This window comes from Sanguibacter keddieii DSM 10542 (assembly GCF_000024925.1).
GTDB classification, from domain to species: domain Bacteria; phylum Actinomycetota; class Actinomycetes; order Actinomycetales; family Cellulomonadaceae; genus Sanguibacter; species Sanguibacter keddieii.
The window spans coordinates 1,358,790-1,379,676 of the sequence record NC_013521.1; the positions used below are offsets into that span (position 1 = coordinate 1,358,790).

Consider the following 20,887-nt stretch of genomic DNA (forward strand, 5'->3'; position numbering starts at 1 on the left):
GTGGTGGTGCCGGAGGTCGCGTCAGAGGGACGCGTCGTCGGGCGGGGAGGGGCGGCGGCGCGTGGCGCGCGTGACCACCCAGAAGAGGACCGACGCGACGACCGCGCCGCCGGCTCCGACGAGCACGGGGCGCACCCAGGCGGGCGAGGCGTCAGACGGCAGGGGTGCTGCTGCGTCTGCGGTCGCCGCCGAGGTCGGGTCGCCTGCCGGGGCCGGTGGCCCGGCGACCGGTGCCGCGTCGGGCTCGCCCACGGTGAAGGGGACGACCCCGCTGATGGGGTGCCCGTCGGAGGACACGACGCGCCAGCGCACCTCGTACGCCCCGTCGGGGAGGTCGTCGGCGAGCGGGGTGACCACGTCGGGTCCGTCGAGCTCGGGGTCGCCGTCGGTCCAGGAGGTCCCGTCGGTGTCGACGACGAGCACCGCGGGGCCGATGGTGAGGATCTCGTCGGAGAACCTCAGGGCGACCTCCGTCGGTGCTGTGTCGAGGTGCTCGCCCTCGCTGGGCGAGCTGTCGAGCAGCTGGTCGTGCGCGGCCGCCGGGGTCGCGCCGACCGCGACGAGGAGCGCGAGGAGCGCCCCCGTCCCGGCCGTGCGCAGGGCAGCGCCACGGGGTGTCAGGGCAGCACGAGGTGTCAGAGCAGTCATGTCAGGCCTTCGTCGAGGCCCGCGCACGCGTCCCGGGGGCACGTCGTCGCAGGAGACCAGGCGGCCCCGAGGCTCAGGTGCCAGGGAGCCTGGTGCGACGGCGGGGCGCCGGTGTGCGGGCGCGGGAACGTCAGGGCACAGCGCGGTGGCCGGGCGCGACGGGCGTGCCTCGGTCAGGTGCTGGCGTGGGTGTCAGACGTACGACGGGACGGGCGGTCCTCTGCGGACCGTCCCGGTGGTCACCACCGGGAGCGGTGACGGCGTCCAGACGCCCTCGACGCCCGTGAGCGCCGCGCGCGGCTGGGTCGGGAGGACGAGGAGCCGGACGACCGGCAGGAAGAGGACGGCGACGAGGCGGTCGGCGAGCTCGGCGAACCGCGCCAGGACGGCCTCGCCCTGGCGCAGGGTGACGACGGTGACGAGGGCGGCGACCGCGTGCGCGAACCACATCCAGGCCCCGGAGTGCCCGGCGTGCGCCATCGACGACCCGGCGGACCCGACGGCCATCACCATCGGCTCGGCGCCGTGGCCCGCATGGGCCCCGCCGGTGCCGGTCACGACGGTCGACGTGGTGGCGGCACCGACGACGAACAGCGTGTGGAAGAGGACCTGGCTGAGGGCGACCGACACCGACAGGCGCAACCACGAACGCCGTAGCCCGGCGAGGGCGATGCACGTGGAGGTCGCGAAGACCAGCGGGACGACGATCCCGAGCAGGCCCGGGACCTCGCCGCCGGCGAGCACGTGCGAGGCCAGGGCGACGAAGGTCGAGAAGCCGGCTGCTGCGAGGCCGCGGGTGGCACGTGCCGTGCGCTCGGCGCGGGACCGCCCAGAGGTCGTGGGGTCCACTGCGGGCACCTCTAGCACCTCGCTGCCCTGACCGGTCATGACCAAGATCCTAGGTGATGGCCCAGAGGTCCTGCGCTTATTCCGTTGACCGGCTGACCTGCGCTGACCAGCATGGTGGCCATGAGCACCACCCAGGGGACGACCCCCGACCGAACCATGCCCAGCCCGAGCGACCGGTGGACCGTGTCCCTCGTCGCCCTGCCCGAGTCCCTCGAGAGCCCGCAGGCGCAACCCTTCCTCGGGGCCTGCGACGTCCAGCACGCGGTCGAGACCGCGACGTGGGGCCACGGCGACCTGTACCTGCCCGCAGAGATGCGGCTCCCGATCATGCGCGACGCGAGCTCGACCGAGCGTCTCGTGCTCGTCGCGACCCGCCCCGGGACCGAGGGCGAGCCGGCGCGGGAGGACGTCGTGGGCGCGGCCTTCCTCGCGATGGAGCTCACCGGCAACACCCACCTCGCGACCTTCGGCGTCTACGTCCGCCCCGACTCGCTCCGCTCGGGGATCGGCACGGCGCTGGCCGACGCCGTCGAGGCGCTCGCAGCAGAGCGCGGCCGGACGACCCTCATCCTCGACGTCGGGCACGCGGGCGAGCCGCCGGCCGACGCCGTGGACGTCGTGACGCCGCCGACCGGTGCCGGACGCATCGCCGGGGACGCGCCCGCCGTGGCCTTCGCCCGGGGGCGTGGCTACGCGCTCGAGCAGGGTGAGCGGTACAGCGTCCTGTCCTTCCCCCTGGCCGACGACGGCGTCGTCGACCGGTACCTCGCCGAGGCCCTGGTCGCGGCCGGCCCCGACTACGAGGCCCTGACCTGGTACGACCGCTGCCCCGACGACCTCGTCGAGCAGTACGCCGCGCTCTCGACCCTCATGTCGACGGCGGTCCCCGTCGCGGGGCTCGACCTCGTCGAGCACGTGCAGACGGTGGAGGACGTCCGGCAGGCGGAGCAGACCTCGCGGGAGTCGGGGAACGACGTCATGACGACCGCGGTCCGGCACCGGCCCTCGGGCGAGCTCGTCGGGTACAGCGAGATCCAGATGCCGTCGTCCTACGGCTTCCTGGCGTTCCAGGACGACACCCTCGTCGCCCCGGCGCACCGTGGGCACCGCCTGGGCATGCTCATGAAGGCCCAGAACCTCGTGGCGCTGCGCACCCTGCGCCCCGCGCTCGAGCGCCTGCACACCTGGAACGCCGAGGAGAACCGGCACATGCTGTCCATCAACGAGGCGCTCGGCTTCGCCCCCACCGGCGTCGTCGCCCTCTGGCAGAAGCGGCTCGCCTGACCTCAGGCGCCCCGGCTCAGGCCGGGGCGCTCGCGACGGGCGCCTCCTCGGCGGTCGCGCTCGCGGGGCTCGTCGCGAGCACCCAGCAGGCCCCGAGCGCTGCCACGAGCCCGAGGGCGACCGGGACGGCCCAGCCCTCGCGCACCACGTCGCCGAGCACCACGAGTCCGACCGCCCCGGGGACCACGACCTCGGTGACCGACAGCACGGCGGCGATCGACCCGGCAGAGCCGCGCTCGAGCGCCCGCAGCGAGGCGAGCACCCCGCACGCCCCGCAGACGAGGATCGCCACGGTCAGCGGCTGCAGCACCGTCCCCAGGAGGTCGTCGGCGCCGTGCGCGCCGCGGGCCGCGATCGCCGCACCGGAGAACCCCAGCCCGGAGAGCAGGGCGAGCAGGGCGGGGGAGCCCTTCGCGTAGGCGACGGCGGTCACGACCGCGAGCAGCACCGAGGCGGCGATCATCGAGGCGTCGAAGCCCTGCGGCGGGGCGCTCGCGGGCTGCTCGCCCGAGCCGCCGGCCAGCGCGACGAGCGCGAGGACCACCACGACGACCGCGGCCACGTCGCGTCGCCGGGTCGGGGCGTCGAGGACGACGCGGGCGAGCAGCACCACGACCACGACGGACGCGGCGAGGACGGCCTGCACCACGAACAGCGGGAGGCGGTCGAGGGCCACCAGGGAGAGCAGCCACGCGGCGCCGTCGAGCACGAGCGCGGCGACGACGAGCGGCTGGGCGACCCCGGCGAGGCCGTGGGCGCGACGCATGGCGACCGCCTGCATGACGGTGCTCACGCCGTAGGCGACCGCGGCGACCGCTGCGGCGAGGAGTGCGAAGGTCATGGTCGGCCCTGACCCTCAGGCCCGACCGGTCGGACGGATGAACGGGAAGGTCAGGGTGTCGCGGATCGAGGCGCCCACGAGCATCATCACCACCCGGTCCACACCGATGCCGAGACCACCGGTCGGCGGCATGGCGAACTCGAGGGCGGAGAGGAAGCCCTCGTCGACCTCCATGGCCTCGGGGTCGCCCGCCGCCGCGAGGATCGACTGCTGGGTCAGCCGGGCCCGCTGCTCGACCGGGTCGACGAGCTCGGAGTACGCGGTGCCGAGCTCGGCGCCGAAGGCCACGAGGTCCCACCGCTCGGCCAGGCGCGGGTCGCGCCGGTGCTGGCGGGTCAGCGGGGAGGTCTCCACGGGGAAGTCCATGTAGAAGGTCGGCCGCTCGGTCTGCCCCTCGACGAACCTGTCGTACAGCTCGGTGACGAGCGCCCCGTGGGTCTCCTGGGCGTCCCAGGCGACGTCGTGGGAGTCGCAGACCTTGCGCAGGTCGGCCAGCGGGAGGTCAGGGGTGACCTCGACCCCGACGGCGCGGGAGACCGCGTCGTGCACCGTGATGCTCGGCCACGGCTCGTCGAGACGGACCACGGTGCCGTCGGCCCTGCGGGAGACCGGCTCGCCGTGCACGGCGACCGCCGCGGCCACGACGAGGTCACGGGTGAGGTCGCGCATGGTGAGGTAGTCGCCGAAGGCCTCGTAGGCCTCGACCGAGGTGAACTCGGGGTTGTGCGTGCTGTCGACGCCCTCGTTGCGGAAGTTGCGCCCGAGCTCGAACACCCGCCCCGCACCACCGACCATGAGCTGCTTCAGGTAGAGCTCGGGGGCGATCCGCAGGTACAGGTCCATGTCGTACGCGTTGATGTGCGTGGTGAAGGGGCGCGCGTTGGCGCCACCGTGGATCCGCTGCAGGATCGGGGTCTCGACCTCGAGGAAGTCGCGGCCGACCAGCGTGCTGCGCATCGACCACACCGCGGCCGACCGGGCGCGCAGCAGCTGCTGGGCGCGGTCGTCGAGGGCCAGGTCCATGTGGCGCAGTCGCAGTCGCGTCTCCGGGTCGACGAGCCCGCGGTGCTTGTCCGGGGGCGGCGTGAGCGCCTTCGCGGCCATCCGCCAGGAGGTCACCTGGACCGTCGGCTCGCCGCTGCGGCTGCGGGTCACGGTCCCGCTGACCCCGACCTGGTCGCCGAGGTCGACGGCGCGACGCCAGAGCGCGACGTCGGCGCTCCCGTCGGCCGTGAGCATCGCCTGCACCTGGTCGGTGCCCTCGCGCAGGACGGCGAACAGCACGCCGCCGAGGTCGCGCAGGCGCACCACGCGCCCCACGACCTCGACCTGCTCCGTCGCCGGCCCGGTCTCGGGGCTCGTCCCGACCTGCACTGCCAGGGCCCTCGCCTCGCCCACCGTGCAGCTGCGGGGGACCGCCACCGGGTAGGGGTCCATGCCGGCGGCGCGCAGCACGTCGAGCCTGCGGTGCCGGTTGCGCTGCTGCTCGGTGAGGCGGCGCTCCGGTCCGGCGACCGCGAGCAGCGCGGTCTCCTGCGCGACGACCTCGGCAGCCTGCTCGGGGCTGCTCAGGCTCGGCTCGTCCTCGCGCTCGTCCGTGCCGGCGAACCAGCGGGGGTTGCGGGGCAGGAAGCCCTCGGCCTGCCCGAGGGCGAAGATCACGCGCGTCAGCTGGCTGGTGGCCTCGTAGCAGAGCAGGCGCGGACGCCAGTCGGGCAGGTACTTCTCGTTGGACCGGTACAGCTGCTCGAGCTGCCAGTACCGGGACGCGAGGAGCAGCACGCGACGGTTGAGGCGCTGGAACGGCGTGGCACCGATGCGCTCGCCGAGCTCGAAGGTCTCCCGGAACATCGCGAAGTTCATGGACACCTCCTCGACGCCGAGCTCGCGGGAGGAGCCGACCAGGCCCGCGACCATGATCTCGGTGACTCCGGAGACCGCGTCGGGAGACCGGCGCATCACGTCGAGCGAGAGCCCCCGCCGTCCCCACGGGACGAAGGACAGCAGCCCCTGGCACGTCCCGTCGGCGTCGTGCGCGGTGACGACCACCTCGCGTGGGTCGACGGGCGACCCGAGCCGGTCGAGGGCCATGGAGTACCCGCGCTCGTCGCCGTGCCGCCACGTCTCGGCGAGCTCGACGAGCCCGGCGAGCTCGGCCGGGGCGACGGCAGACTGCCGGCGGACGCGCACCGTGTACCCGGCCGTCTTCCCACGCTCGACGCTGCGCCGGACCGGGCGCATCGCCGGGTTCGACAGGTCGAACCGGCGCGTCTCGACGACCGCCTCGTCGCCCATGGGCAGCGGGTGCAGGCCGGCGTCGCGGTAGGTGCGTGCGCCGGCGGGCGTGGCCGAGGTGACGGCGGGGATCCACCCGTGCGCGCGGGTGTGGTCGAGCCAGCGGGCCACGGCGTCGGGCCACGAGGCGGGGTCACCCACCGGGTCGCCGGCCGCGAGGCTCACGCCCGAGACCACCCGGTAGGACACGGCGGCTTCGCCGTCGGCCGACAGGACCGCCGACCTGTCGTCACGCGTCGCGAAGTACTCGAGGGAGTCGGCCGACGGGTAGGTGAGGAGCAGGCGTCGCACGGCGAGCGCGTCGTCCGAGCGGCGTCGGGGGTCACCCGCGGCTGATCGGAGGAACACGGCGATGCCGAGCAGCAGCCCGGCGGCGGAGAACACGCTCGCCACGACCGCGACCCACGCGGGGACGCTCGGGTCGGCGGGCGACGTCGCGACGTGGATGCCGACAGCGTTCGCGAGGCTCCACCGCAGGCGCTCCGCCGGTCCGCTGAGGGAGTGCGTGACGACCTGGAGGAGCGACATCGCGACGACCGTGCTCACGACCGCGCCGGTGAGCATCACCAGGACTGCGCCGCGCCACGCGCGCGGCCGCAGGCGGGCGGGGAAGGCCTCGCGGGAGAGCACCAGGACGGGGATGGCGACGAGGGCCACGACGCCCGCGACGAGGTCGACCGGCGGGACCTCGAGCTCGGCGAGCGTCGACTGCCGGGTCCCGACGACCAGCGCGGTGAGGACGGCGAGCAGCATCGGCGGCACCTGCCACGCGAGGATCACGAACCACAGCGCGGCACGGAGCCGGCGCAGCAGGCCCGAGGCCACGACCCCCACGAGGATCACCGTGAAGAAGCTCGGCTGGCTCGGGACGTTGAGGACCGACAGCCACCGGCCGACGTCGTGGACGACGCCCGGGGCGAAGGGCAGGAGCAGCAGCCCGACGAGCAGCCAGATCGCGACTGCCTGGACGACGCGCCCGGTGAGCCTGGCGACGGTGCGGGCCCAGGGACGTCCGGGCGTGACCGGCTCTGACGGGGCACGGGGAGCGGTGGGCGGCGCGGTGGTGGTCGACGTGCTCGGCGGCGTGGCCCCCAGCACGCTGCTCGCACCGTGCGCGACGGGCGCGGCCGGGTCGTCGGTCAGGTCGGTCGCCGGGTGTCTCATCGTGCCCCCCAAGAGCTCGGCAGGTGGCCTGCCCCGACGAGGCTCGGGCGCCGGCGTCCTGCACCACGCGGACGGCGGCCCGTCCCCGGTCCGCCGAGACCCAGTGTGGTCGGACCTCCCGTGCTCCGCAATACCCGCCACCGTGCCCCCTCTGTCGCGACCGGTCGACGGCTGCCATGATGCAGACCTGGCGACGACCGAGGTGGGGGCCACGATGGTCACGAGGGGCGAGCAGCGCGGCACGGCACGGCGATGACGGGGCAGACGACGGAGCGACCTGCGGCGACGACGCCGGTCGCAGTCGGCCGCTGGACGCTCGTCGCGCTCGTGGTGGGCTCGATGGTCGGGGCCGGGGTGTTCTCCCTGCCCGGAGAGTTCTCCCGGAGCACGGGGGTGGCCGGGTCGGGCATCGCGTGGGTGATCGCGGGCGCGGGGACCGCGACGCTGGCGCTGACCTTCCTGCGCCTGGCCAACCGGCGGCCCGACCTGGACGCGGGCGTCTACTCCTACGCCCGCGAGGGGTTCGGCCGCTACGCCGAGTTCTTGTCGGCCTTCGGGTACTACCTCACCGCGGTCGTCGGGAACGTCGCCTACTGGGTCCTCATCATGTCGACCGTCGGGGAGTGGCTGCCGGTCTTCGACGGCGGGTCGACGCCGGCGGCCGTCGCCGTCGCCTCGGTCGGCGTCTGGGTCTACCAGCTGCTGCTCTCCCGCGGGATCCACTCCGCGAACGCGCTGAACCGGGTCGTCACCGTCGCCAAGCTCGTCCCGCTCGGGGTGTTCGTGGTCGTCGCGCTGGTCGCCTTCGACCCGGCCGTCTTCGTGGCGAACATGAGCGTCAGCGGCGTCCCGCTCCCCTCGCAGGTGCGCTCGACGATGCTCCTCACCGTCTTCGTGTTCATCGGGATGGAGTGCGCGAGCGCGTACTCGCGCTACGCCCGGCGCCGGGCCGACGTCGGATGGGCCACCATGACGGGGTTCGGCGGGGTCTTCGTGCTGTTCGTGCTCGTGACCATGGTGTCCTTCGGTGTGATGCCCCGCGAGGAGATCGCCGCGCTCGACCAGCCCTCGATCGGCGGTGTCCTCGAGCACGTCCTCGGGCCGTGGGGCGGGGCGCTCGTCGGTGTCGGCCTGCTGATCTCCGTCCTCGGGGCCTACCTCGCGTGGACGCTGGTGAGCTGCGAGGTGGTGGTCCAGGCCGCCGAGCAGGGTGACATGCCCCGCTGGCTCGCCCGCGAGAACCGCCACCACGCGCCCGTCGCCGCGATCACCATGACCAGCGTCCTGGTCCAGCTCTTCCTGCTCACCGTCCTGGGCACCACCGACGCCTTCACGGTCGCGATCTCCCTGTGCTCCTCCCTGGTGCTCGTCCCGTACCTGCTCTCGGCCGGGCTGTCCCTGAGGCTCGCGTGGCCCGACCGGCGCACCGCCGCCCGCTGGGTCGTCCTCGCGGTGCTCGCGATCGGCTACGCGCTGTTCCTCGTGTGGGCCGGCGGGCTGAAGTACCTCCTGCTCACCTGTGTCGTCTACGCGCCGGGGACGGTCGTGCACGCGTACGCACGCCGCGCCGCAGGTGGCCTCTCGCGGCGAGAGCTGTGCGCCGCGGCGGTCGTGGCGGCGCTGGGTGTGGTGGCCGTCGTCGGCCTGGCCCTGGGGCGTATCACCCTCTGACGGCGGCGCTGCAGATCACGATCTGAGCACGGCGCCCGTGTCCCCGGAGGCGTGGAGCGCTCGGGCCTGTGACGATAGAGGTCTTCAAGAGGAGTACCCGTGACGCCGATCCCGCACGCCGAACCACCTGGGCACCCCGGCACCGTGACCACCTGGACGCTCGACTCGTACGACCAGCTCGGCCTCCTGCGAGGTGCTCTGACCGCCGCGGTGCAGCGCCAGGGCGCGGACGCGCCCCGCCAGGACCAGGTCGCGACGGGGCGACGCGCCGACGTCGCCGCCGGACTCGCGCTGGCTGCGAGCGAGCTGGCGACCAACGCGCTCAAGCACGCCGGCCCGCCGGCGACGGTCAGCCTCTGGACGGCACCGGAGGGGTACCTCCTCGACGTCGCCGACTGCACGCCCGCCGCAGCCCCGCAGCGTCCCGAGGGGCGAGGGCCGGGAGAGGGCGGCTTCGGCCTCGCGCTCGTGACGCGTGTCGCCGACAGCGTCGGCTGGTACGCCACCCAGGACGCCAAGCACGTCTGGGCGAGGTTCCCGGCCGACGAGACCGGTCTGCCGGGCTCGGGCTAGGCGTCGCGCCGCACGAGGAGCAGGCACGCGTCGTCGCGGCGCAGGCCGGGCAAGAGACAGCGATCGAGGACGAGGTCGGCCAGCTCCTCGACCCCGAGGTCGGCGCCGGCGGAGAGCGCCTGGGCCAGGCGTGCGGCGCTCGCCGCCGGGCTCTCGCCGCGGCGCTCGACGAGACCGTCGGTGAACAGCACGACGGTGTCGCCAGGGCGCAGCACCAGCTCGGCCGTCGTGAAGCGTGACCCGGGCAGCGCGCCGAGCATCGGCCCGGAGGCGCCGTCGAGCGTCCGGACGCTGCCGTCTGTGCTCACCACGAGGGGGTACGGGTGCCCTGCCCGTGCGAGGCAGACCTCGCCGGTGGCGGGGTCGACGCTCATCACGGCGGCTGTGGCCATCGACGTGCCGGTGCTGCCGAGCAGGGTGTCGAGGTGGCCGAGCGCGCGGTCGGGGGAGTGCCCCTCGCTGACGTAGGCGCGCAGGGACGAGCTGGCGCGTGCCATGTCGCCGATGGCCTCGACCCCGTGGCCGACGACGTCGCCGATGCTGGCCACGAGGTGGCCCTCGGCGGTGCGGACCACGTCGTACCAGTCGCCGCCGAGCCCGACCTCGGCGTCGGCGGGCAGGTGGCGGAAGGCCACCGAGTAGCCGTCCGCGCCGGGGAGCACGGCAGGCTGCAGGGTCTCCTGCATCTCGTGGAGCGCCCGGCTCAGCCGCAGCGAGGTGGCGGCGAGCTCGTCCTGGAGGCTCCGCACGCGGGTGACGTCACGGGCGATCGCGGCCACGCCGAGGACGGGCCCGTGCGCGGTGCGGACGGGGAAGAACGACTCGAGCCAGGTGTGGGTCACGCCGGGCTCGGCAGGGGTGGTCCCGACGATCTCCGCGTCGCGGACCGGGATGCCACGGTCCAGCACGGCGCGCAGCAGGGGCTCGGCGCCCTCGCGCAGGTCGGGGAGCAGGTCGAAGACGCCTGCGCCGTCGTGCTCGGCGACCGTGAAGCCGTTCATGGCGGCGAGCTCACGGTTGACCCGGACGAACCGCAGGTCTGGCCCGATGAAGGCGAAGCCGATCGGTGCGTCCTCGAGCAGGGTGGAGACGATCGCGGCCTCGGACCACGCGAGGTGCTTGAGCCGCTCGTCCCCCGAGAGGTCGACGACCACGGCGACCCACCGCAGGGGGCCGCGACCGGTCGCCGCCAGGATCGCGAGCGCCGGGACGCCCTCGCCGTCGGGGCGCACGAGCTCTTTGACGACCACGGAGCTGCCGTCGCGACGCAGGTGGTCGAAGGCCCGGGTGTCACGCTCGGCGTCGGCCGGGCGCCCGACGTCCATCCACGAGATCCCCTCGGCGAGGTCGGCTCTCGTCCTGCCGAGGATGCGCAGCATCTCGTCGTTGGCCTCGTGGACCCGGTCGACGGACCCGGTCGCCACGCCGACCGCGCGGGAGCCGAACAGGGCTGCCATCTGCTCGGCGCGTGCCGCGAGCGCCTCGGTGCCGGGGAGAGAGTCCACACCGGAAGGGTGGCACACCCGTGCCCGTGCGTGACACCCACGCTCCCGCGGCGCGCCGTCGGACGATGCTGCGCGGTGCCCCCCGGGCGTGTCCGGTACCTCGCGGTGGGTGCGGAGACGACGACGTCCCGCGCACCGTGGCAGGTGAGCGGGACGTCGTCTGCGGAGCGTGAGGTCAGCCCTGGCGGGTGACCCGGCCTGCGGAGTCCCGTCCGACGACGAGGCGCGAGCCGAGCAGCGCGGCGAACGCGGTCACGGCGAGCCCGAGGACCAGTGCGACGAACACCCAGCCGGCGGCGCGGGCGACGGAGTCCGAGATGTCGTCAGCGGTCTGACGCGCCTGGTCGATCTGCTCGGAGATGGTCTCCCGCGCGTCGGCGAGGGCTGAGGCCGCACCGTCGAGCATGTCCTGCGCGGACTGGCCGGCGGACTGCAGCCCCTGCTCGATCGTGCTGACGGCCTCCTCGGCCTCGGTGCCGGTGAGGTCGGTGTTCTCCGCGACAGACCGGGTGATCGCGTCGCGGTCGACCGCGTCGGTGATGGTCGTGACGCGGTCCTCGAGGGACGTGGTGAGGTCGTCGAGGATCGTGTCGGCGTCGTCCGGGTTGGTCAGCAGGTCGACTCCGGCGTCGCTGATCTCGGTGCCGGCGGCGTCGACCTGGTCCTGGAGGTACCCGGGCTGGAGCTCGGGGACGCCGGTGCCGACGAGGATGTCCTGGGTCTGCTGGTCGACCGAGGCCGCGTCGATGTCGCCGAGCTGGTCGGAGACGCCGTCGATGGCCTTGTTCACGCCGTCCCCGGCGAGGTCGGCCACGCTCGACGCCGCGCCCCCGACGGTCGAGGCGGCACCGCTGACGAGCGAGCCGATGGCGCCGAAGGCGGCCGAGGCGAGGAGGCCGAGGAGCACCACGAAGGCGATGACGCCGGTGGCCCAGGTGACCACTCCGTGCATGAAGCCTGCGCGGACCGCGAGGACCCCGGAGACGAAGCCGGCACCGGCGAGCGAGACGAGGAGCGTGAGGACGGCCCAGATGGTCAGACCGGTGCCGACGCCGTCGAGGGGGTTGTCGGAGGCCGGGTCGACCCCGCCGAGCCCGATGGCGGTGCCGATGAGGGAGAAGGTGACGACGAGCGCGAGGAAGGTGACGACCCCGGCGAGGACGGAGCCCCACGAGATGTTCGCCGAGCCGTCGCGGGTGTCCGACCCGAGGTACGTGGCGCGCCACGAGGGGGTCGTGGGGCGTGGGGTCCGCAGGTCGGTGTCGATGGCGTCTGGTCCAGGCATGGGGTGTTCCGTTCGTCGTGCGTGCGGTCGAGCTCGCTGCTGTCGTGAGAGACCAACCTGAACAGATGTGCCAGTACCTCGCCATCGGGGGAGGGGGTGCGTGAGGACTGCCACACCGGGGCGACGGTGGGAGCGTGCGGCGTCGGCCTGTGGTCCGGAAGGTGTCGTCGCAGGTGACGGGTCCGCACGGCCGCACCAGGGGCAGAGCGGGTGAGAGGTCGCTCGGCGGCGCGCGGTTCAGATCGCGGGGGCGGGCGTGGTGCTCGCGGGCACGTCGTGGCGGTCGTCGGGCGCTGGCTCGTAGGCGGGGACGTGGATCACGTCGGCGTCGTCGAGGCTGGCGACGAGTGACCGGGTGAGCTCGATCCAGTCCTCGAGGCGCACTCCGGTGAGGAGCGCGAGGAGGTCGGGCAGGGCGCCAGGTGCCAGGTCGTCACGGACCACGGGGCGCAGCGAGCCCTCGCAGTCCCAGGACGCGATGAGGCTCCCAGGCCGCGAGGCGCTCTTGACCAGGGCCGGGTGGATCGAGCTGCCGACGAACGTGCACCGGATGGCGGGGAGCTCCGAGGCGCGGTCCCACGTGGACCAGGCGCGCCGGAAGGCGTGCTTGACCTCGTCCCAGCCGGCGGTGATCTCGGTGATGCCCAGGGCTCGGCAGCTGACGGCGAGTCCTTGCTGCACGGCGTTCTGCTGGATGGACTCGTTCATCGTGGGACCTCCGGGGGCGTCGGTGCTCGAGCCGCCTTCTAGACCCGCGGTCGACGCTACACGCCGCTACCGTCAGGCGCAGCGCGATCACGGCGACGGCGGGAGGCGTGGCCCATCCGCGACGACCCTCGCCTCGAACCTGTCTTGAGGGCGGCTCCAGCAGACGGGGCACCCTGTACGGGGGGTCCGTCGTCGACGGGCCCCTCGCTCCACGTCCGTGAGCGGATGAAATGGTCAGCCTTGGCTGTATAGTCAGCGCATGCTGACCATCGCCTCGCGCCTCGACGTCATGAACCGGCTCGGTCGGGCGATGTCCGACCCCACGCGCTCGCGGATCCTCGTGCACCTGCTGTCCGAGCCCGGGTACCCCGCCACGCTGGCGCAGGACCTCGGGCTGACCCGCACGAACGTGTCCAACCACCTCAGCTGCCTGCGGGGCTGCGGGATCGTCGTCGCGGTGCCGGAGGGGCGCCGCACGCGCTACGAGATCGCCGACCCGCACCTCACGTCTGCGCTCGCCTCGCTCATCGACGTGGTGCTCGCCGTCGACGACGGCGAGGGGTGCTCCGACGAGCACTGCGACGTCCCGCTGTGCTGCGGCACGCAGGTGCAGCCGTGAGCCGGGAGTGCTGCGGCGGCGACGACACGCAGCCGTCGCCGGTGGCCTCTCCGCGGACCCTGCAGGGAGGAGAGTCGCAGGTGGTGGACCCCGGCGCGCTCGCAGCGCCCGTCCCCACCTCGCGGTGGTGGCGCGACCGCTCGATCCTGGTCCCGCTCGGCGCCGGCCTCCTCCTGGCGCTCGGCTACGCGCTCGAGTGGTCGGGGGCCGGCGCGGCAGCCGCGGTCGTCCTCGCCGCGAGCCTGCTGGTCGGTGCGTCGACCTTCGTGCCGGGCGCCGTGCGCCGGCTCGCCCGCGGTCGGCTCGGCGTCGGTCTCCTCATGACCGTCGCGGCGGTCGGGGCGGTCCTCCTCGGGCACGTCGGGGAGGCTGCCGCACTCGCCTTCCTGTTCTCGATCGCGGAGGCCCTCGAGGACCGCGCGATGGACCGTGCGAAGGCCGGCCTGCGCTCGCTGCTCTCCCTCGTCCCCGAGACGGCGACCGTCTCACGGCTGTCCGGCGACGAGGTCGTCCCGGTCGCCGAGGTCCGCGAGCTGGACCTGCTCGTGGTCCGCGCCGGTGAGCGCCTCGCGACCGACGGGGTGGTCGCCCAGGGGCGCAGCAGCATGGACGCGTCGGCCGTCACCGGGGAGTCGATCCCCGTCGAGGTCGCACCGGGCGACGCCGTCGCCGCCGGCTCGATCAACGGGTCGGGGACGCTGCTCGTCGAGGCGACGGCCAGCGGCACCGAGAACTCGCTCACCACGATCGTGCGGCTCGTCGAGCAGGCCCACCAGCGCAAGGGCGACCGTGCCCGTGTCGCCGACCGGATCGCCCGCCCGCTGGTGCCCGCGGTGCTCGTGGCCGCAGCGCTCGTGGCGCTCGGCGGCGCGTTCACCGACGACCCCGGCCTCTGGGTCGAGCGGGCCCTCGTGGTCCTGGTCGCGGCGTCGCCGTGCGCCCTGGCCATCGCCGTCCCGGTCACGGTGATCTCCGCGATCGGGTCGGCGAGCCGCTTCGGGGTGGTCATCACCTCCGGGCAGGCCTTCGAGCGGCTGGGGGCGGTGTCCGTGGTGGCCTTCGACAAGACCGGGACGCTCACGCAGAACCGCCCGACGGTGGTCGAGGTCGCGACCGCTGACGGCATCGACCGCGACGCGGTCCTCGAGGCCGCGGCAGCGCTCGAGGCCCGGAGCACCCACCCGCTGGCCTCCGCGGTCCTCGCCGCGCACCCGGCGCCGCCGGTCGTCGACGACGCCCACGAGCTCGCCGGTCAGGGGCTCACAGGGACGGTCCACGGGGCAGCGGTGCGGGTCGGCAGCCCGCGCTGGGTGGATCCGGGGCTGCTCGAGGAGCGCTGCGCGAGGATGGAGGCCGACGGCATGACGGTCGTCGTCGTCGAGGTCGGCGGACGACCGGCGGGGCTCCTGGGGATCCGCGACGAGCTGCGCCCCGAGGCGGCGGCCGCGGTCGCCGGTCTGCACGCGCAGGGCATCGAGACCGTGATGCTCACCGGGGACAACCCCCGCACCGCGGCAGCGCTCGCCCGCACGGTCGGCATCGCCGACGTCCGTGCCCAGCAGCTCCCCACCGACAAGGCCGCGGCCGTCGACGCCCTCGGTGCCCGCGGCGTGACCGCGATGGTCGGTGATGGCATCAACGACGCCCCGGCGCTCGCGACCGCCGGCGTCGGGATCGCCATGGGGGCCACCGGCTCCGCCGCCGCCGTCGAGTCGGCCGACGTCACCTTCACCGGGTCTGACCTGCGGCTGATCCCGCAGGCGCTGGCCCACGCGCGACGCGGCCACGTGATCATGACCCAGAACATCGTGCTCGCCCTGCTGGTCGTCGTGGTCCTCGTCCCGCTGGCCCTGACCGGTACCGTCGCTCTCGCCGGGGTGGTGCTGGTGCACGAGCTCGCCGAGGTCCTCATCATCGCCAACGGCGTCCGGGCCTCGCGCGGTCGCCCCGCCCTGCCGGGGCTCCCAGCAGCGGACGTCCCGGTACCGGCCACCGCGCTGACCCGCTGACCCTGCTGCTGCCCGCACCGTCGCACCGCCCGCCCCACCCGCACTGCTGACAAGGACACACCGTGCCCGCTCGAAGCTCTCGTCTCGTCGCCTCCGTCGTCGCAGCCCTGGCTGCCGTCGTGCTCGGCGCGCTCGTCTACGTCGCAATCTCCTCCGGCTCGTCGTCGGCGGAGCGACCTGCCAGCGGCCCAGCCGCGCCGGCCCTCGCCGCGGACACCCGCCTGCTGTCTGACGCGGGCGAGGGGGCGGTGACGGTCGTGGAGTTCCTCGACTTCGAGTGCGAGGTGTGCGCCGCGGTCTACCCGGTGCTCGAGGACCTGCGCGCCGAGCACGAGGGGCAGGTGACCTTCGCGATCAGGTACTTCCCGATGCCGGGCCACGCCAACTCCACCACCGCGGCCGTCGCCGTCGAGGCCGCCGCGAGGCAGGGGCGGCTCGAGGAGATGTACCACCGCATGTTCGACACGCAGGCGCAGTGGGGCGAGCAGCAGGTGTCGCAGGCCGACCTGTTCCGGACCTTCGCCGAGGACCTCGGACTGGACCTCGAGGTCTACGACCGCGACGTCGCCGACCCCGAGGTGCTCGACCGGGTCGCGTCGGACTTCGAGGCCGGGGTCGCGCTGGGCGTCCAGGGGACCCCGACGATCTTCGTCGACGACGTCCGGGTCGAGCTGCGCACCGAGGCGGACCTGCGGGCCGCGATCGACGCGGCGCTCCAGGCCCGGCAGGGCTGAGGGCCCGGCTCCGGCGCTACGCGTCGGCCTGCTCGAGCGCAGCCTCCGCGCGCTCGGGACTGCCCTCGGCCAGGCCGCGGTCGATCGAGCGCCGGTAGCCGAACCACAGCGCGATCCCGACGACGAGCACGACGCCCTCGGACACGGTCAACGACCAGATGATGCCGGGCAGCCCGAACCACACGTGGCCGGCGAGGACGACGGGGACGAACAGCACCCCCTGCGCCGTCGACATGACGATCGCCGGGACGGTGCGGCCGGTCGCCTGGAAGTACGACGTGAGCAGCCCGGCGAACCCGTTGGCGACCATCGCGACGACCTGCGCCGTCAGCACGGTCACACCGACCGCGAGGACAGCGCGGTCTGCCGTGAACGCCGAGACCAGCTGCTCCCGGAGCACGACGGCCGTGGCCGCGGAGACCAGCACGATGCTCCCCACCGTGATCGCCGAGACGCGCAGCGCCGACGCGAGGCGCTCACGGTCGCCCTTGCCGTAGGCGTAGGCGAAGAGCGGCAGGACACCGAGCGTCACGCCCATGACCAAGAACTCGGGGACCTGCGCGACGCGGACCGCGACCCCCATGGCAGCCAGCGCGGTGTCGCCGTAGGTGGCGGCGAGGTTGTTGAGCACGAGGGACGTGACCACCAGGAACGACGCCTGGAACAGCTCGCTCACCCCGACACCCAGGACGGGGCGCAGGACCGTGGACGAGAGCGTGAACCACCGGGGGGAGAGCCGGACGTGCTGGCTGCTGCGGTGGAGCCACCCGGCGAGGTAGACGACCGTGACGACGTTCGACAGGCCCATCGCGAGCGCGGCCCCGGCCACGCCCCGGTGCAGGACGAGGATGAAGAGGACGTCGAGCACCACGTTCGCGACCGTCGAGACGACGAGGGCAGTCATCACCTGGCGCGCGGCGCCCTCGGCCCGGACCAGCTGCTCGAGGCAGAACGCGGCGGCGAAGACCGGGACGAAGACGAGCAGCGTCCCGACGAAGGCACGGGTCGCAGGTGCCGCGGCGCTGTCTGCGCCCAGCAGGGACACGAGCGGGTCGAGCAGCACGAGCCCGACCACGCTGATCGCGGCTCCGGTCACGACGGAGCCCCAGAGCGCGAAGGACGAGACGCGCCTGATCTGCCCGGCCTGCGTCGGGTCGTGCTCCGTCGCGCCGAGCAGGCGTGAGATCAGCGCACCACCCCCGACGCCGAACATGCCGCCGACCGCCATGACGACGGCGAGCAGCGGGGCGCCGAGGGTGACCGCCGCGAGGAGCGCGCTGTCGTGCAGGGACCCGATGAACCCGGCGTTGACGACGTTGTAGACCGCGCTGACGACCATCGCGGCTGCCATCGGGACGCAGAGGTGCAGGAGGGCGCGCAGCATCGGCGCGCTCGAGAGGTACCAGCGGTTGGTGCCGACAGGTTCGGCGGTGCCGGCGCCGCCGGTGGGGTTGGTGGTGGCTGAGGTGCTCATGGCGTCCTCTTTCTGGGCAGGCTCGAGCGCACGCCGGCGTTCGCGGGCGTGGTGGAGGGAGCTGTGGCGTGGGGGCTGTGGTGGGAAGAGCGGTGGTGTGAGCCGCAGACGTCAGGCCGGGCGGACGTCAGGCCAGGTGGCGGGCCGCGCTCACCGAGACGGGGGAGGCAGGACTGCGGTGATCTTGCTGAGGAGGGCTTGCAGGGCGGCGCGCTCGTCGTCGTCCAGGGGGGCGAGGATCGTCTCGTCGGCGGCCTCCATCGCAGAGTCGAAGCCCGCGATGAGGTCGATACCGGCGTCGGTCGCGTAGACGCGCTTGCGGCGCTCGTCGCCGTCCTCGGAGCGGCGCTCGACGAGCCCGCGGCGCTCGAGGCCCTGGAGCAGGCTCGAGACGCTCGCCGCACTGGTGCGGCTCAGGTCGGCCAGCTCGCGCTGGATCGCGCCGGGTGACCGTGCGAGGTGCCCGAGCACGAAGGCCTGCTGGTGGCTGAGGTCGCGCTCGCGGATCCAGTCCTCGCCGGCCTTGCGCTGCGCCCACCCGATCCAGCGGACGAGCTCGAGGCTGCGGGGTGGGGTGGTGTCGTCGTGGTCCATGCTCAGGAATCTAATGATTAGAAGTCTAACTGTCAACCCTCGAAGATGAGCGGGTGTGCCCGAAGTGCGCGCGGTGCCGCGCCACCGCGTCCGTGTTGCCGCAGCGGGCGCTGCAGTACCGCTGGCGCCCGCCGCGCGAGGCGTCGACGAAGACGCGGTCGCACCGGGGGCGACCGCAGGTGCCCAGGCGCGTCCCGCCGGACCAGGCGAGGAAGAAGGCGAGGCCGCCGGCGGTCACGGACCGGACGCGGGCCGTGACCTCCTGCTCGTCGGGGACGAGGTGCACGTGGGGAGGCGTCCCGTCGTGCGTCGAGAGGTACAGGGCTCCGGAGACCTCGGCGAGGAGCGTGTTGACGGCGGCGCACCGCGCCTCGACGTCGGAGGCGGCGAAGACCGTCCGGAGCCGCTCCGCCCAGCCGGTGATCTCGCGGGTGGCCGTCGCGGTGAGCGCCGGACGGCGGATGCCGTGCGCCTCGAGCAGGTCTTCGAGCGTGAGGACCTGGTGAGCCGACTGGGCGACGGCGCCGGGTGTGCGAGCCCCGTCCTGGGGTGGCGCGCTGCTCGCGGTCGAGTTCACGAGGGCGACCGCGAGGCGCGGTCCGACCTGGTGGTCGTGGTCGAATCCCATCCGGCCACTGTAATGGTTGAAAGGGCTCGATCTGTTACGTGATGCTCGGGTCATGCACACCCACGAGTGGTCCCGTCTGTCCTCCCACGCGACGAGCGAGGGGCAGGTCGTCTACGTCCGGTGCGACTGCGGGGCGCACAGCGTCGAGCTCGTCCCGCGCACCACGTCGTCTGCCGGGTGGACGGTGGCGGTCGTCGAGACAGGAGCTGGACGGCGGTGGTCCTCGCCGTCCGCACACGGGTGACGTACCGAGCCGGCCTCGCGCCGAGGGCGCCGAGCCTGCGTCAGCGCACCTCGAGGGCGCGTGCCCGAGCCACCTCTCGGCCGCGAGGCGAGCCGGGGAACGTCGCGACGAGCTCCGCGAGCACGGCGGCCTCGACGTTCGCGCCGAAAGCCTCGGCGTGCGGCTGGAGCGAGATGCTGTCGTGCAGCGACCCGGCGTCCACGGTGTCGAAGCCGAGCGAGTCCACGAGGGTGGCGACCCGTGTGACGGCGGCCCGGTCGTCACCGGCGACGGCGATCGCCCGGCGACCCGGGGCCCCGGCCGGGCGTGGTCCTTCGTCGAGGTCGTGGTAGCCCATGTGGTTGAGCGCCTTGACGACGACCGCGCCGCCGAGGTGCTCCTGGACGACCTCGCTGGTCGACCGTAGGTCGTCAGTCAGGTCGGGGCGTGGTCCGTCGACCTCCCACCAGTAGTTCGTGGCGTCGACCACCGTCTGCCCTGCGAGCGCGGCGCCCGGCAGGGTGTCGAGCCGCCCGAGGGGCAGGGCGAGGACGACCACGTCGCTGGTGCGCGCGGCCTCCTCGCCCGTCACGGCGACGGCGCCAGGTGCGAGGACGTCGACGACCAGCCGGATGGACTCGGGCTCGCCAGAGCCGGCCACGAGGACGCGGTGCCCCGCGGCGACGGCCAGCCGTGCGACGACGGTCCCGAGCTTGCCCGCGCCGAAGATGCCGACGGTGGTGGTCATGACGTGCTCGAGGTGAGGAGGTCGCGGACCATCGGGACCACACGCTCGCCGAAGAGCTCCACGGAGCGGGTCCGGGCGCTCGTCGGCTGGCCGCCCGAGGTGTAGATGAGGTCGAAGCGGCCGACGCCGGTCGCGGAGATCGCGCGGGCGACGCGGCGGGCGACGGTCTCGGGGGAGCCGACGTACATCGACCCGTCTCGGGTCTCCGCCTCGAACTCCTCACGGCGTACGGGCGGCCACCCGCGGAGTGCGCCGATGCGGTCGCGCACCACCTTGTAGTGGGGCCAGTAGACCTCCTTCGCCTCGTCGTCCGTGCGGGCGACGAACCCGGGGGAGTGCATGCCGACGGGCTGGGCCACGGTGCCGAGCTGCTCGGACGCACGCCGGTAGAGGTCGATGTAGGGGGCGAACCGCTCCGGCTGGCCGCCGATGATCGCGAGCATGAGGGGAAACCCGTACCGCGCCGTCCGGACCACCGACTGCGGAGAGCCTCCGACTCCGACCCAGGTCTTCAGGCCGCCCTCGGTCTTGGGGAAGACGTCCGCCTCGGTCAGGGCCGCACGCGTGGTGCCGCTCCAGGTGACGGGCTTCTCCTCGAGGAGCCGCGAGAACAGCTCGAGCTTCTCCTCGAACAGCACGTCGTAGTCGGCGAGGTCGTAGCCGAAGAGCGGGAAGGACTCGGTGAACGAGCCTCGTCCGAGGATCACCTCCGCACGCCCCTCGGACAGCGCGTCGAGCGTCGCGAAGCGCTGGAACACCCGGACCGGGTCGTCCGAGCTGAGCACGGTGACGCCGGACCCGAGGCGGATCCGAGAGGTGCGGGTCGCGATGCCGGCGAGCACGGTCTCCGGGGAGGACACCGAGTACTCGGGGCGGTGGTGCTCGCCGAGGGCGAAGACGTCGACGCCCAGCTGGTCGGCCAGGACGGCCTCGTCGACCACCTGGCGGATCGAGCGCGCGTGGCTCACGGGCGCCCCGGTGTCGTCGGTGGGGACGTCGCCGAAGGTGTCGAGGCCGAAGATCACGTCGGTCATC

At 73.7% G+C, this 20,887-nt stretch carries 19 protein-coding genes; 7 read left to right on the forward strand and 12 right to left on the reverse strand.

All coding sequences use genetic code 11. The features are described 5' to 3' along the window. Positions 1-21: 21 nt before the first annotated feature. A complete protein-coding gene (locus SKED_RS05750; RefSeq protein WP_012866186.1) occupies positions 22-648 on the reverse strand; it encodes a copper resistance CopC family protein in 627 nt (208 codons plus the stop codon). A gap of 192 nt (positions 649-840) precedes the next feature. Then, entirely contained in the window at positions 841-1,497 is a 657-nt protein-coding gene (locus tag SKED_RS05755) for a hypothetical protein (protein WP_012866187.1), read from the reverse strand. A gap of 120 nt (positions 1,498-1,617) precedes the next feature. On the opposite strand from SKED_RS05755, the gene SKED_RS05760 reads away from it, so the two are divergent. Beyond that, a complete protein-coding gene (locus SKED_RS05760; protein ID WP_012866188.1) occupies positions 1,618-2,781 on the forward strand; it encodes a GNAT family N-acetyltransferase in 1,164 nt (387 codons plus the stop codon). 16 nt (positions 2,782-2,797) lie between these two features. Here the strand turns inward: SKED_RS05760 and SKED_RS05765 are convergent, their stop codons facing one another. Further along, positions 2,798-3,622, reverse strand: coding sequence for a hypothetical protein (locus SKED_RS05765; protein ID WP_012866189.1), 825 nt, complete (start codon positions 3,620-3,622; stop codon positions 2,798-2,800). A gap of 15 nt (positions 3,623-3,637) precedes the next feature. Next, a complete protein-coding gene (lysX, locus tag SKED_RS05770) occupies positions 3,638-7,081 on the reverse strand; it encodes a bifunctional lysylphosphatidylglycerol synthetase/lysine--tRNA ligase LysX (RefSeq protein ID WP_012866190.1) in 3,444 nt (1,147 codons plus the stop codon). Between the two features lie 252 nt (positions 7,082-7,333). Between lysX and SKED_RS05775 the strand changes: the two genes are divergently transcribed. Further along, complete coding sequence (locus SKED_RS05775) at positions 7,334-8,752, forward strand: basic amino acid/polyamine antiporter (protein ID WP_012866191.1); 1,419 nt, start codon at positions 7,334-7,336, stop codon at positions 8,750-8,752. Between the two features lie 99 nt (positions 8,753-8,851). Further along, positions 8,852-9,325, forward strand: coding sequence for an ATP-binding protein (locus tag SKED_RS05780; protein WP_012866192.1), 474 nt, complete (start codon positions 8,852-8,854; stop codon positions 9,323-9,325). Here the strand turns inward: SKED_RS05780 and SKED_RS18900 are convergent. The 3 genes from SKED_RS18900 to SKED_RS05795 form a co-directional block, all read right to left on the reverse strand. Next, entirely contained in the window at positions 9,322-10,830 is a 1,509-nt protein-coding gene (locus tag SKED_RS18900) for a SpoIIE family protein phosphatase (protein WP_012866193.1), read from the reverse strand. The genes SKED_RS05780 and SKED_RS18900 overlap by 4 nt on opposite strands. 175 nt (positions 10,831-11,005) lie before the next feature. Further along, positions 11,006-12,115 carry an ATP synthase subunit B family protein gene (locus SKED_RS05790; RefSeq protein ID WP_012866194.1) on the reverse strand — a complete coding sequence of 370 codons (1,110 nt, stop codon included), beginning with the start codon at positions 12,113-12,115 and terminating at the stop codon, positions 11,006-11,008. A 237-nt stretch (positions 12,116-12,352) separates the two neighbouring features. Continuing rightward, entirely contained in the window at positions 12,353-12,823 is a 471-nt protein-coding gene (locus tag SKED_RS05795) for a hypothetical protein (RefSeq protein ID WP_012866195.1), read from the reverse strand. A gap of 259 nt (positions 12,824-13,082) precedes the next feature. On the opposite strand from SKED_RS05795, the gene cmtR reads away from it, so the two are divergent. The 3 genes from cmtR to SKED_RS05810 all read left to right on the forward strand — a co-directional run bounded on the left by cmtR (position 13,083) and on the right by SKED_RS05810 (position 16,185). Then, entirely contained in the window at positions 13,083-13,442 is a 360-nt protein-coding gene (gene cmtR / locus SKED_RS05800; protein ID WP_012866196.1) for a Cd(II)/Pb(II)-sensing metalloregulatory transcriptional regulator CmtR, read from the forward strand. Continuing rightward, a complete protein-coding gene (locus tag SKED_RS05805) occupies positions 13,439-15,451 on the forward strand; it encodes a heavy metal translocating P-type ATPase (RefSeq protein WP_169310132.1) in 2,013 nt (670 codons plus the stop codon). Before cmtR ends, SKED_RS05805 begins: the two co-directional genes overlap by 4 nt. A gap of 62 nt (positions 15,452-15,513) precedes the next feature. Continuing rightward, positions 15,514-16,185, forward strand: a complete 672-nt coding sequence (locus tag SKED_RS05810; protein ID WP_012866198.1) for a DsbA family protein — start codon at positions 15,514-15,516, stop codon at positions 16,183-16,185. Between the two features lie 16 nt (positions 16,186-16,201). On the opposite strand, the gene SKED_RS05815 is transcribed toward SKED_RS05810, so the two are convergent. From SKED_RS05815 to SKED_RS05825, 3 genes are all read right to left on the reverse strand, one after another. Then, a complete protein-coding gene (locus tag SKED_RS05815; RefSeq protein WP_012866199.1) occupies positions 16,202-17,659 on the reverse strand; it encodes an MATE family efflux transporter in 1,458 nt (485 codons plus the stop codon). 150 nt (positions 17,660-17,809) lie between these two features. Then, complete coding sequence (locus SKED_RS05820) at positions 17,810-18,253, reverse strand: MarR family winged helix-turn-helix transcriptional regulator (RefSeq protein ID WP_012866200.1); 444 nt, start codon at positions 18,251-18,253, stop codon at positions 17,810-17,812. 25 nt (positions 18,254-18,278) lie between these two features. Then, positions 18,279-18,881 (reverse strand): CGNR zinc finger domain-containing protein, encoded by a 603-nt coding sequence (locus tag SKED_RS05825; RefSeq protein WP_012866201.1) that lies wholly within the window; start codon positions 18,879-18,881, stop codon positions 18,279-18,281. A 52-nt stretch (positions 18,882-18,933) separates the two neighbouring features. On the opposite strand from SKED_RS05825, the gene SKED_RS05830 reads away from it, so the two are divergent. Then, entirely contained in the window at positions 18,934-19,125 is a 192-nt protein-coding gene (locus tag SKED_RS05830) for a hypothetical protein (protein WP_012866202.1), read from the forward strand. A gap of 40 nt (positions 19,126-19,165) precedes the next feature. Here SKED_RS05830 and SKED_RS05835 read toward each other — a convergent pair whose 3' ends face one another. Together SKED_RS05835 and SKED_RS05840 are read right to left on the reverse strand one after the other, a co-directional pair. After that, positions 19,166-19,852 (reverse strand): NADPH-dependent F420 reductase, encoded by a 687-nt coding sequence (locus SKED_RS05835; RefSeq protein ID WP_012866203.1) that lies wholly within the window; start codon positions 19,850-19,852, stop codon positions 19,166-19,168. Next, a complete protein-coding gene (locus SKED_RS05840) occupies positions 19,849-20,886 on the reverse strand; it encodes an LLM class flavin-dependent oxidoreductase (RefSeq protein ID WP_012866204.1) in 1,038 nt (345 codons plus the stop codon). The genes SKED_RS05835 and SKED_RS05840 overlap by 4 nt, the downstream gene beginning before the upstream one ends. Position 20,887: the final 1 nt, after the last annotated feature.

Coding starts and splice junctions, on each gene's coding strand:
- SKED_RS05760 (WP_012866188.1), top strand. CDS start 1,618: ATGAGCACCACCCAGGGGACGACCCCCGACCGAACCATGCCCAGCCCG.
- SKED_RS05815 (WP_012866199.1), bottom strand. CDS start 17,659: ATGAGCACCTCAGCCACCACCAACCCCACCGGCGGCGCCGGCACCGCC.
- SKED_RS05765 (WP_012866189.1), bottom strand. CDS start 3,622: ATGACCTTCGCACTCCTCGCCGCAGCGGTCGCCGCGGTCGCCTACGGC.
- lysX (WP_012866190.1), bottom strand. CDS start 7,081: ATGAGACACCCGGCGACCGACCTGACCGACGACCCGGCCGCGCCCGTC.
- SKED_RS05775 (WP_012866191.1), top strand. CDS start 7,334: ATGACGGGGCAGACGACGGAGCGACCTGCGGCGACGACGCCGGTCGCA.
- SKED_RS05790 (WP_012866194.1), bottom strand. CDS start 12,115: ATGCCTGGACCAGACGCCATCGACACCGACCTGCGGACCCCACGCCCC.
- cmtR (WP_012866196.1), top strand. CDS start 13,083: ATGCTGACCATCGCCTCGCGCCTCGACGTCATGAACCGGCTCGGTCGG.
- SKED_RS05750 (WP_012866186.1), bottom strand. CDS start 648: ATGACTGCTCTGACACCTCGTGCTGCCCTGACACCCCGTGGCGCTGCC.
- SKED_RS05795 (WP_012866195.1), bottom strand. CDS start 12,823: ATGAACGAGTCCATCCAGCAGAACGCCGTGCAGCAAGGACTCGCCGTC.
- SKED_RS05830 (WP_012866202.1), top strand. CDS start 18,934: ATGCACACCCACGAGTGGTCCCGTCTGTCCTCCCACGCGACGAGCGAG.
- SKED_RS05840 (WP_012866204.1), bottom strand. CDS start 20,886: ATGACCGACGTGATCTTCGGCCTCGACACCTTCGGCGACGTCCCCACC.
- SKED_RS05835 (WP_012866203.1), bottom strand. CDS start 19,852: ATGACCACCACCGTCGGCATCTTCGGCGCGGGCAAGCTCGGGACCGTC.
- SKED_RS05825 (WP_012866201.1), bottom strand. CDS start 18,881: ATGGGATTCGACCACGACCACCAGGTCGGACCGCGCCTCGCGGTCGCC.
- SKED_RS05820 (WP_012866200.1), bottom strand. CDS start 18,253: ATGGACCACGACGACACCACCCCACCCCGCAGCCTCGAGCTCGTCCGC.